The sequence below is a fragment of the Arhodomonas sp. KWT genome, from assembly GCF_010993615.1.
The window spans coordinates 2007-12617 of record NZ_WNXE01000079.1 but is presented as its reverse complement, the minus strand read 5'-3'; the positions used below and the strand labels follow the sequence as shown (position 1 = coordinate 12617).

At 68.5% G+C, this 10611-nt stretch carries 11 protein-coding genes and 1 pseudogene; 3 read left to right on the top strand and 9 right to left on the bottom strand.

From position 1 onward, the window contains the following. The 5 genes from dapB to hrcA form a co-directional block, all read right to left on the bottom strand. On the bottom strand, positions 1 to 566 hold a 566-nt coding region (dapB, locus tag G7A99_RS12075; RefSeq protein ID WP_163140468.1), incomplete at its 3' end, for a 4-hydroxy-tetrahydrodipicolinate reductase. Between the two features lie 21 nt (positions 567 to 587). Further along, on the bottom strand, positions 588 to 1724 hold the full coding sequence (gene dnaJ / locus G7A99_RS12070) for a molecular chaperone DnaJ (RefSeq protein WP_163140466.1): 1137 nt from the start codon (positions 1722 to 1724) through the stop codon (positions 588 to 590). 163 nt (positions 1725 to 1887) lie between these two features. After that, positions 1888 to 3831 carry a molecular chaperone DnaK gene (gene dnaK, locus G7A99_RS12065; protein WP_163140464.1) on the bottom strand — a complete coding sequence of 648 codons (1944 nt, stop codon included), beginning with the start codon at positions 3829 to 3831 and terminating at the stop codon, positions 1888 to 1890. A gap of 95 nt (positions 3832 to 3926) precedes the next feature. Beyond that, positions 3927 to 4556: a nucleotide exchange factor GrpE gene (grpE, locus tag G7A99_RS12060; RefSeq protein ID WP_163140462.1), complete on the bottom strand. Its 630-nt coding sequence runs from the start codon at positions 4554 to 4556 to the stop codon at positions 3927 to 3929. 97 nt (positions 4557 to 4653) lie between these two features. Beyond that, entirely contained in the window at positions 4654 to 5709 is a 1056-nt protein-coding gene (gene hrcA / locus G7A99_RS12055) for a heat-inducible transcriptional repressor HrcA (protein ID WP_163140459.1), read from the bottom strand. A 180-nt stretch (positions 5710 to 5889) separates the two neighbouring features. Between hrcA and G7A99_RS12050 the strand changes: the two genes are divergently transcribed. Beyond that, entirely contained in the window at positions 5890 to 6771 is an 882-nt protein-coding gene (locus G7A99_RS12050) for an NAD(+) kinase (protein ID WP_163140458.1), read from the top strand. A 55-nt stretch (positions 6772 to 6826) separates the two neighbouring features. Further along, the gene (gene recN, locus G7A99_RS12045) at positions 6827 to 8491 is read left to right on the top strand and encodes a DNA repair protein RecN (protein ID WP_163140456.1); all 1665 of its coding nucleotides are present in this window, start codon (positions 6827 to 6829) and stop codon (positions 8489 to 8491) included. 88 nt (positions 8492 to 8579) lie between these two features. On the opposite strand, the gene fur is transcribed toward recN, so the two are convergent. Next, positions 8580 to 9002: a ferric iron uptake transcriptional regulator gene (gene fur / locus G7A99_RS12040; protein ID WP_163140454.1), complete on the bottom strand. Its 423-nt coding sequence runs from the start codon at positions 9000 to 9002 to the stop codon at positions 8580 to 8582. Between the two features lie 86 nt (positions 9003 to 9088). Here fur and G7A99_RS12035 point away from each other — a divergent pair, with 86 nt between their 5' ends. Further along, positions 9089 to 9448, top strand: coding sequence for an outer membrane protein assembly factor BamE (locus G7A99_RS12035; protein ID WP_240466258.1), 360 nt, complete (start codon positions 9089 to 9091; stop codon positions 9446 to 9448). A 6-nt stretch (positions 9449 to 9454) separates the two neighbouring features. Here the strand turns inward: G7A99_RS12035 and G7A99_RS12030 are convergent, their stop codons facing one another. The 3 genes and pseudogenes from G7A99_RS12030 to G7A99_RS12020 form a co-directional block, all read right to left on the bottom strand. After that, a complete protein-coding gene (locus G7A99_RS12030) occupies positions 9455 to 9760 on the bottom strand; it encodes an RnfH family protein (protein WP_163140450.1) in 306 nt (101 codons plus the stop codon). Then, the gene (locus G7A99_RS12025) at positions 9747 to 10184 is read right to left on the bottom strand and encodes a type II toxin-antitoxin system RatA family toxin (protein ID WP_163140448.1); all 438 of its coding nucleotides are present in this window, start codon (positions 10182 to 10184) and stop codon (positions 9747 to 9749) included. Before G7A99_RS12025 ends, G7A99_RS12030 begins: the two co-directional genes overlap by 14 nt. A gap of 19 nt (positions 10185 to 10203) precedes the next feature. Next, positions 10204 to 10611, bottom strand: a pseudogene (locus G7A99_RS12020) (hypothetical protein); the annotation flags it as partial.

Below are 10611 nucleotides of genomic sequence, written 5' to 3'. Positions count from 1 at the left end.
CCGTAGACGGCGCACTCGTCGAGGTCCCGGTCCAGCGCATTGGCAAGCACCTCGCCCAGACGCAGCGCCGTGCCCGAGGGGGCATCCACCTTGTGGCGGTGATGGGCCTCAATGACCTCGGTGTCGAAGTCGTCGCCGAGCGCCCGCGCCGCCATGTCGACGAGGCGCAGACACAGGGTCACGCCGGCGCTGTAGTTTGCCGCGTACATCACCGGGATCTCCGCCGCGGTCTCGCGGATGCGCCCGCGCTGCGCCTCCGAATGCCCGGTGGTGCCGATCACCATCGCCCGGCCGGCGTCGCGGCAGATCGCGAGGTTGGCGTCAGTGGCCTCGGGCAGGGTGAAGTCGATGAGCACGTCGAAGCGGTCCGCCACCACGGCGAGGTCGTCGCCGAGGGTCACGCCGAGGCGGCCGGCGCCGATGAGCTCGCCGGCGTCGGTACCGATCAGGCTGCTGCCCGGCCGGTCCACCGCCGCCGCCAGGGTCAGGTCCTCGCGGTCGATCGTGGCCTGAATCAGGTTCCGCCCCATGCGCCCGGCGGCGCCGACGATGCCGATCCGTGTCATGACGTTCCCTCCGGTCCGGCGCTAGAAGCGCATGTTCTCGAAGAAGGACTTCACCGAGTCCAGCCAGGAGCTGCCGCGGGGATTGTGCTTCTCACCACCATGTTCCAGGGTCTCGGCGAGCTCCTCGAGCAGCTCGCGCTGGCGGGCGGTGAGGTTGACCGGCGTCTCCACGTTCACCCGGCAGAGCAGGTCCCCCGCGGGACCGCCGCGCACGGGCTTCACGCCCTTGCCGCGGATCCGGAAGGTCTTGCCCGACTGGGTGCCGGCGGGCACGCGCAGGTTCACCCGGCCGTCCAGGGTAGGTACCTCCAGCTCACCGCCCAGCGCCGCCGTGGGCATGGCCACGGGGATGTCGCAGCGCAGGTCCGCACCGTCGCGCTTGAAGATCGGATGCGGCTTGACCGCCACCTGGACGTAGAGATCGCCGGGCGGACCGCCGTTCTCGCCGGGCTCGCCCTCGCCGTTGAGGCGGATGCGGTCGCCGCTGTCGACACCGGCGGGGATGCGCACGGACAGGGTCTTGGACTCCTGCACGCGCCCCTTGCCGCCGCAGCTCTTGCAGGGATCGGTGATCACCTTGCCGGCACCGCGGCAGCGCGGGCAGGTCTGCTGGATGGAGAAGAAACCCTGCTGCACGCGCACGTCGCCGTGACCGTTACAGGTCGGACAGGTCTCGGGCTGGGTGCCCGGCGCGGAGCCACTGCCGCTGCACGCCTCGCACTCGGTGAGGGTCGGCACCTCGATCTCCGTCTCGGTGCCGAAGACCGCGTCCTCGAGGTCCAGCTCCAGGGTGTAGCGCAGGTCGGCGCCGCGGAACATGCGGCTGCCGCCACCCCCGCCGCCGCCGAAGATATCGCCAAAGACGTCGGAGAAGATATCCGAGAAGCTGGCGCCCCCGCCGCCGAAGCCGCCGCCGCCCATACCCGCATTCGGGTCGACGCCGGCGTGGCCGAACTGGTCGTAGGCCGCACGCTTCTGCGAATCGCCAAGGACCTCGTAGGCCTCCTTGACGTCCTTGAAACGCGCCTCCGCATCCTCGTCACCCGGATTGCGGTCCGGGTGATACTTCATCGCCATGCGGCGGTACGCCTTCTTGATGTCGCCGTCCGAGGCGTTGCGCGAGACGCCCAGGACCTCGTAGTAGTCGCGTTTCGACATGGTTGCGTTGTACTCGGCCGTTTCGTGTCTGGTCACTCTCCGGCGGGGAGTATACCGGTTAGGGTCCGCTCACCCCACGCCGCGAACGAAAAGGCGCAGGATGCCGGCCACACCCTGCGCCCGTGAGAACCGCCGGGGGCGCGCCACGCGCCCCCGTGCCGGATCACTTGCGCTCGTCGTCCTTGACCTCCTCGAACTCGGCGTCGACCACGTCGTCCTGACTGGACGAGGTGCCCTGGCCGCCGGAAGAGGCCTGCTCGCCGCCGGCGGTCTCGCCGCCCTGCTCGCCCTCGTTCTGGTAGAGCCGCTCGGCGAGCTTGCCGGAGACCTCGGACAGGGCCTGGGTCTTGGACTCGATCGCCTCCTTGTCGCTGCCCTTCATGGCCTCCTCGAGCTCGGAGATCGCGTTCTCGACCTCGTTCTTCTCATCCTCGGTCACCTTCTCGCCCAGGTCCTTCACGGACTTGCGGGCCGCGTGGATGAGATTGTCGGCCTGATTGCGGGCCTCGACGAGCTCGCGCGCCTTCTTGTCCTCCTCGGCGTGCTGCTCGGCGTCCTGCACCATGCGATCGATCTCGTCCTCGTTCAGGCCGCTGGAGGCCTTGATGACGATGGACTGCTCCTTGCCGGTGCCCTTGTCCTTGGCCGAGACGTTGAGGATGCCGTTGGCGTCGATGTCGAAGGTGACCTCGATCTGCGGCACACCCCGGGGCGCCGGCGGGATGTCCTGAAGGTCGAACTTGCCGAGGGACTTGTTGTCCTTCGCCATCTCGCGCTCGCCCTGGAGGACGTGGACCGTCACGGCGTTCTGGTTGTCCTCGGCGGTGGAGAACACCTGATTCGCCTTGGTCGGGATGGTGGTGTTCTTCTCGATGAGCTTGGTCATCACGCCGCCGAGGGTCTCGATGCCGAGCGACAGCGGGGTGACGTCGAGCAGCAGCACGTCCTTGACGTCGCCGCCGAGCACGCCGCCCTGGATCGCCGCACCGATGGCGACGGCCTCGTCCGGGTTGACGTCCTTGCGCGCATCCTTGCCGAAGAAGCCCTTCACGGCCTCCTGGACCTTGGGCATGCGCGTCTGGCCGCCGACGAGGATCACGTCGTCGATGTCGGAGGCGGACTGGCCCGCGTCCTTGAGCGCGGTCTTGCAGGGCTCGAGGGTACGCTCGACGATGTCCTCGACCAGCGACTCGAGCTTCGCCCGGGTCAGCTTCAGGTTGAGGTGCTTCGGCCCGGTCTGGTCCGCGGTGATGTAGGGGAGATTGATCTCCGTCTGCTGGCTCGCGGACAGCTCGATCTTCGCCTTCTCCGAGGCTTCCTTGAGGCGCTGCATCGCCAGCCGGTCGCCGCCCAGGTCGATGCCCTGGTCCTTCTTGAACTCGGCGATCAGGTAATCGATGATCGCGCGGTCGAAGTCCTCGCCGCCGAGGAACGTGTCGCCGTTGGTGGAAAGCACCTCGAACTGGTGCTCGCCCTCGACCTCGGCGATCTCGATGATGGAGATGTCGAAGGTACCGCCACCGAGGTCGTAGACGGCGATCTTGCGGTCACCACCCTTCTTGTCCATGCCGTAGGCGAGCGCCGCCGCGGTGGGCTCGTTGATGATGCGCTTGACCTCGAGACCGGCGATCTTGCCCGCATCCTTGGTGGCCTGACGCTGGGAGTCGTTGAAGTACGCCGGCACGGTGATCACCGCCTCGGTGACCTCTTCGCCCAGGTAGTCCTCGGCGGTCTTCTTCATCTTCTGGAGCACGCGCGCGGAGATCTCCGGCGGCGCCATCTTCTTGTCACGGACCTCGACCCAGGCGTCACCGTTGTCCGACTTGACGATCTTGTACGGCATCTCGCGGACGTCACGCTGGACGACGTCCTCCTCGAAGCGCCGTCCGATCAGGCGCTTGGCCGCATACACGGTGTTCTCGGGGTTGGTGACCGCCTGCCGCTTGGCGGCGGCGCCGACGAGGACCTCGCCGTCCTCGGTGAACGCAACGGTGGACGGCGTGGTGCGCTCGCCCTCTGCGTTCTCGATGACCCGGGTCTGGCCGCCCTCCATGACGGCGACGCACGAGTTCGTGGTCCCCAGATCGATGCCGATGATCTTACCCATAATGCAACAACTCCTTCCGGATTCCTGTCACCCCCGGCACCCGGGAGCGGTCTGTTTTCGGTCTACGCCCTGAAGTGAGGTCGTACCGTCGTGTTTCAAGCCTGCTCGTCGACCTGATCGCCCTGGCCGCCGCCCGAGGCCGCCCGGGAGACGATCACCATCGCCGGCCGGAGCAGACGATCGCCGAGCAGATAGCCCTTCTGCACCACCTGCAGCACCGTGTTCGGCTCGTGCTCGCCGGATTCCTGCGCCGCCATGGCCTCGTGACGCGAGGGATCGAACTTCTCGCCAGTCGGCTCCAGCGCCTGGATGTCGAACTTCTCCATCGCCTGCTGGAGCATGCGCAGGGTCAGCTCGGAGCCCTCGCGCAGCTTCTCCACGTCCGCGCCCTCTTCCTGGGCCGCGTTGACGCCCATCTCGAGGCTGTCGCGCACCGCGAGCAGCTCGCCGGCGAACTTCTCCACGCCGTAGCGCCGAGCCTGCTCGACGTCCCGCTCGGAACGCCGGCGGATGTTCTCCATCTCGGCACGCACGCGCAGGAGCTGGTTCCAGTTTTCCTCGGCCTTCGCCTGCGCCTCCTCGAGCTGGGTCCGCAGGGCCTCGACCTCGTCCGTCGGGGCGCCCCCGCCTTCGCTCTCGGGCCGGGCCCCGGCGCCCGTCTCCGTCTCGCTCACGGCCTCGGCGGACGTGGACGCCTGGGACTCGTTGCGCTCTTCCTCTGTCATATGGTGTCTCCGTTCAGGACGACTGTGCTGTCACGATAGGTATCCCGATTCCGACGGGCCATGCGTTCACGGCCCACTCCGGGACCTATGCTGGGGTTCAGGAATTGGGATTCAAGGCGTGGCCGAGCAGACGCGCGGTCACGTCGACGATCGGGATCACCCGGTCATAGTCCATCCGCGTCGGCCCGATCACGCCGAGCACGCCCAGGACCTCGCCCTCGGCGCGATAGCTGGAGGTCACGAGGCTGACGCCGTCGAAGATCTCGTAGCCCGACTCCTCGCCGATGAAGATCTGCACGCCGTCCGCACAGAGACAGCGGTCGAGCAGGTGCAGGATATCGCGTTTGCGCTCGAACGCATCGAAGAGCTCCTTGAGCTTGTCCACGTCCGAAAGCTCGGCGAAGGTCATCAGGTTGGTCTCGCCGGCGATCACGTAATCCTCGTCGTCGGCCTGTTCGTCGGCGAACAGCCGCTGAGCCACATCGATGACGGAGGTCATCAGCGAGTTCATCTGCTCGCGGTCCGCCTTCATCTGCTCCAGCAGCAGCTCGCGGACCGAGCCGATCTCGCGCCCGGCGTACTCGGCGCTGAGGTAGTTGCTCAGGCGCTGGAGCTCGGCGGCGGAGTACTCACGCTCGGTGTGGATGACGCGGTTCTGCACGTCGTGGTCGTTGAGCACGAGTATGGCGAGCACCCGGCGCTCCGAGAGCGGCAGGAACTCCACGTGCCGGAGCGTGCCGCCGTTGCGCCGCGGCAGCGTCACCACACCGGCGAGCCGGGTCAGCCCGGAGAGCAGCGTCGAGGCCTTGTCGACGAGCTCCGAGGTCCCGCCGTCGCGCTCGAGCTGGACGCTGAGCTGACGCATATCGGAGGCGTCCATGGGCTGGACCGTGAGCAGCGAGTCCACGAAGAAGCGGTAGCCGAGATCGGTGGGCACCCGGCCGGCGGAGGTGTGCGGCGAGCAGATGAACCCGGCCTCCTCCAGATCAGCCATGATGTTGCGCACCGTCGCCGGGCTGACATCCAGACCCGACTGGCGCGTAAGCGTGCGCGACCCCACCGGCTGACCGCTGCGGATATAGAGCTCCACGAGCGCCTTGAGCAGGCGCTGGGCGCGGGGGTTGAGCTGCGTTTCTCCCGTCCGACCGACCATGCGCTTCCGTTCGACCCTGCAAGGGGCAAATCGAGTGAGGTCACGAGTTGGCACTCCCGGGCCGAGAGTGCTAAGCGAAGCTATCAACGCCCGCACGAGCTGTCAACGCGCCCATCGCCGCACATTGGCCCGCCCCCGCGATCATGCTACGGTCGCGCCAATCCACGCGACAGGCCTCCCATGCAGGTATTCAGCACTATCGGACTCACCGGCAAGCCCGACGACGCCGGGGTCAGCGACACGATCCAGCGCATCGCCGACCACCTCCACGGCCGCGGCTGCACCGTCATCATCGACGGCCGGACCGTTCCCGCCCACGTCGCCGCCGACTGCGAGCGCACGGGAACGACGCCCATCGCCGAGCGCGTGGACCTGCTCGTCGCCATCGGCGGCGACGGCACCCTGCTGACCGCGGCACACGAGGTCGCCGGCTCCGAGGTGCCGATCCTCGGTGTCAACCGCGGGCGCCTTGGCTTCCTGGTGGACGTCTCCCCCGGCGACTTCGCAGAGATCGACAAAGTCCTGGAGGGGCAATACACCGCCGACGACCGCATGATGCTCTCCGCGGAGCTCCGCGACGGCGAGGGCCGCGTGCTCGATGCCGGGATCGCGCTCAACGACGTTGTCCTGCACAAGTGGCACACGGCGCGGATGATCGAGTTCGAGACCTGGATCGACGGGCAGCTGTGCAACCAGTACCGCTCCGACGGGCTGATCATCTCCACCCCCACGGGTTCCACCGCCTACGCCATGTCCGGCGGCGGCCCCATCCTCCACCCGGACGTGGACGCAATGGCGCTGGTACCCATATGTCCACATACGCTGTCGAACCGCCCGCTGGTCATCGGTGCCGGCTCGCACATCGAGATCCGCATGCCCGGCACCCAGATGGCGCAGATCCGGCTGAGCTGCGACAGCCAGAAAAACCTCGAGCCCGTGCCCGGCGCGAGCGTACACATACGCCGCCACGACGCCCCGGTGCACCTGCTCCACCCGCCGGGCTACCAGTACTTCGACATCCTCCGGGCGAAGCTGCGCTGGGGTGACGGCCACCCGGTTTGATGTACCCTGAGGGCTGCGTCGCGACCGCACGCGCAGGGATCAGGACGGGAGGCGAATGCTACGCCACATCCACATCCGCAACTTCACCATCGTCGACCGCGCCGACATCGAGCTCGACGGCGGCATGACCGCACTCACCGGCGAGACCGGCGCCGGCAAGTCCATCCTCCTCGATGCCCTGGGCCTGTGTCTCGGCGACCGCGCCGGCAGCGGGCTCATCCCCGAGGGCGCGGACCGCACAGAGATCAATGTGCAGTTCGACGTTGCGGACAACCCGGCGGCGAAGGCGTGGCTCGACGAACAGGACATGGCCGAGGACGACGAGTGCCTGCTGCGCCGCGTACTCCACCGCAGCGGCCGCTCCCAGGCCTGGCTCAACGGCCGGCCCGTGCCCCTGCAGCAGCTCGAACGCCTGGGCCGCCACCTCGTGGACATCCATGGCCAGCACGCCCACCAGTCGCTGATGCGCCGCGAGGTCCAGCGTCAGATCCTGGACGACTTCGGCGGCTACGCCGACGCCCTCGAGACCGTGCGCGAGGCCCACCGTCACTGGCGCACCCTGCGCGATGAGAAGCGCCGGCTCGAGGGCGGGGGCGAGGACTATGGCGACCGCCTGGAGCTGCTGCGCTTCCAGGTCGAGGAGCTGGAGGCGGTGGTGACCACCGCCGAGGACATCACCGCCCTGGACGCGGAGCAGCGCCGGCTCGCCTCGGCGGGCACCCTGATCGAGACCTGCCAGGCCGCCCTCGCCGCGCTCTACGACGACGATAACGCCATCCAGGGCCAGCTCGGCGGGGTCACCCGCGAGCTCGACTCGCTGAACGACCCGGGCCTCGAGGGCGCCCGGGAGCTGCTCGCCAATGCCCAGGTCCAGCTCGAGGAGGGCTGCCAGGAGCTGCGCCACTTCCTCGACGGCCTGGAGGTGGATCCGGAGCGCCTGGAGTGGGTCGAGCAGCGGCTCTCCACCCTCACGGACCTCGCCCGCAAGCACCGCGTGCGCGCCGAGGAACTGCCGGAGCGGCTGGAGGCCCTGCGCGAGGAGCTCGCCGGGCTGGAGAACGCCGAGACCCGGCTCGCCGAGCTCGACCGCGAGCTGGCCGAGGCCGACACCGCCTACCGCGAGGCCGCCGCGGCGCTGTCCGGTCACCGGGCGGACGCCGCGGGGACGCTGGCCGGGCGCATCAACGGCTTGATCGGCGAGCTCGGCATGGCCGCCGCGGAGATGGTGGTGGACGTGGGCCACGACGCCGACGCCACGCCGTCCGCCCACGGCCTGGACGAAATCGCCTTCACCGTGCGCACCAACCCGGACCAGCCCTTCGGCCCCCTACAGCGGGTGGCCTCCGGCGGCGAGCTCTCACGTATCGGCCTGGCGCTGGCCGTGGCGACGGCGGACGTCAGTCGCATCCCCACGATGGTCTTCGACGAGGCGGACACCGGCCTCGGCGGCGCGGTGGCGGAAGTGGTGGGTCGCAAGCTCCGCGAGCTCGGCGCCGGTGCGCAGGTGCTGTGCATAACACACCTGCCCCAGGTGGCGGCCCAGGCGCATCACCAGCTGCAGGTGCAAAAGGACATGGACGACGGGCGCACGCGCACCCATATCACTATTCTCGAGCCCGAGGAGCGCACCCGCGAGATCGCGCGGATGCTGGGCGGGGTGGAGATCACCGAAAACACGCTCAACCACGCCCGCGAGATGCTCGAGCGCGCGAGCGCCTGAGCCCCACGTGCACCGACACACGGGGGCGCCCCGGGCAACACGGCGGAACGTCCGCGGCCGTGCGAACGCCCCACCGCGGGGCGGGGTTCTACCCCTGCGCCGCCTCCCGGCACTGCGCGCAGCGGCCGTAGAGGATCAGCGAGTGGTCGGTGAGCTCGAAGTCATGCTCCCGGGCGACCGCCTTCTGGCGCTCCTCGATGGTCTCGTCGACGAACTCCTGGATCTGACCGCACTCCACGCAGACCATGTGGTCGTGGTGGCTGCCCTCGTCCAGCTCGAAGACCGCCTGATTGCCCTCGAAGTTGTGCCGTTTGACGATGCCCGCGGCCTCGAACTGCGTGAGTACGCGATAGACGGTGGCCAGTCCGATGTCCGCCCCGGCGTTCATCAGATGCCGGTAGACGTCCTCGGCGGAGAGGTGCTCCTCGCGGTTGCCCTCGAGGATCTCGAGGATCTTCACCCGCGGCAGGGTTACCTTGAGGCCGGCCTTGCGCAAGTCTTTGGACTCCAAAACGCCTCCCGATGCGCTCGTGTCAATGTAGCGGTGGCTGAGTTATGATGCGCGCTCGTCACTGCCTGAGATTGAGGACGGCAACCGTGCGCGTATTGCCAATAGTATACATTAGCGCCTTGCTGCTTGGCGGCTGCAGCGTCAGCGATCTGCCGATCGTCTACCAGCCGGATCTCCAGCAGGGAACGGTGATCGCCAAGGAGGACGTCGCCCAGCTGCGCCCGGGGATGAGCCGCGAGCAGGTCCGATTCCTCATGGGCACCCCCAGCATCGACGATCCCTTCCACGCCGACCGCTGGGACTACGTCTACTCCTACCTCCCACGGGGCGACGGGTTCGACGAGCGGAGCGAGAAGCGGCTGACGTTGTATTTCGACGACAACGGACTCACCCACGCCGAGGGGGCCTACATCGAGCCCGGTAATCCGCTCAACAGCGGGAGCTGAGCCCGGTCATCGCCGCGCGCCGGCCCGCCGGCGCCGCATCTCCTTCGGATCCACCTGCAGCGCCCGGTAGATCTCCACACGGTCGCCGTCGTGCAGCGCGTGATCCAGTGCCACCGGTGTGGCGAACACCCCCACCGTCTGGCGCGCAAGATCGATCTCGGGAAAACGCGCACGGACCCCGGAGGCCTCGATCGCATCTCCGGCAGTCGCCGGGGACGGCAGCGTCACCGGAATCAGCACCTGCACGTCGGGCCGGGCATAGGCGACCTCCACACGCAGCCGCCCCGGGGCCGCCCCCTCACGCGTCGCCATAGACCTCGCGGGCCCGCTGGACGAAGGATTCCACCAGCGTGTTGGCGACCTGGGTGAACACCCGCCCGAAGGCCATGCCGAGCAGCCGTGAGGAGAACTCGAACTCCAGCTCCAGCGACACCCGACAGGCGTTCTCGTCGAGATCGCGGAACTGCCAGTAGCCCTGAAGGTGACGGAACGGGCCCTCGACCAGGCGCAGCTCGATCATCTTGCCCGGCTGGCGCCGGTTGCGGGTGGTGAAGGACTTCTCAAAGCCCCCCTTGGAGAAGACCAGCGTGGCCTCGACCGTATCCTCGTCGCGATAGAGCTCGCGGCTCGACTTCACCCACGGGAGAAATCGCTGGTAGGCGTTGACGTCGTCCACCAGCTCGAACATCGCCTGTGCGGAATACGGGACCATCGCGGAGCGCGAGACCGTCGTCATTGTCCTCCCCTGTTCTGATTCAGCCGACCCGGAACCCGCTGGCTTCCACGCCGATCACCACCAGCGCCGCGGGCGCCACAAACCTTACCAAAAAACGCCACACCGGCGCCGCCGCCCCGCGGCGTAGCGCGATGCGCACGCTCTCCGGCGAGAGCACCCAGCCAGCGTAGAGCGCGACGCCGAGCCCCACCAGCGGCAGCACCACCGCCGCCACGCCGCGGTTGAGGGCCTCGAACAGGCCCATGCCTCCGGCCACCGGCAGCTGCCAGCGCCCGGGCATTCCGAGGGTGAGCAGCGGCACCAGCCCCAGTACCCAGACGACGACACCCACCATCGCCGCCGCCATCGGCCGATCGCGCCGCGGCGAGGCACTCAGCCACGCCACCGCCGGCTCCATGAGCGCGCAGGTGGACGTCCAGGCCGCCAG

Bases quoted from the DNA above. Each gene is read 5' to 3' on its own strand.
- dnaJ (WP_163140466.1), bottom strand. From the start codon at position 1,724: ATGTCGAAACGCGACTACTACGAGGTCCTGGGCGTCTCGCGCAACGCC.
- grpE (WP_163140462.1), bottom strand. From the start codon at position 4,556: ATGACAGAGGAAGAGCGCAACGAGTCCCAGGCGTCCACGTCCGCCGAG.
- recN (WP_163140456.1), top strand. From the start codon at position 6,827: ATGCTACGCCACATCCACATCCGCAACTTCACCATCGTCGACCGCGCC.
- G7A99_RS12025 (WP_163140448.1), bottom strand. From the start codon at position 10,184: ATGACGACGGTCTCGCGCTCCGCGATGGTCCCGTATTCCGCACAGGCG.
- G7A99_RS12030 (WP_163140450.1), bottom strand. From the start codon at position 9,760: ATGGCGACGCGTGAGGGGGCGGCCCCGGGGCGGCTGCGTGTGGAGGTC.
- hrcA (WP_163140459.1), bottom strand. From the start codon at position 5,709: ATGGTCGGTCGGACGGGAGAAACGCAGCTCAACCCCCGCGCCCAGCGC.
- G7A99_RS12050 (WP_163140458.1), top strand. From the start codon at position 5,890: ATGCAGGTATTCAGCACTATCGGACTCACCGGCAAGCCCGACGACGCC.
- dnaK (WP_163140464.1), bottom strand. From the start codon at position 3,831: ATGGGTAAGATCATCGGCATCGATCTGGGGACCACGAACTCGTGCGTC.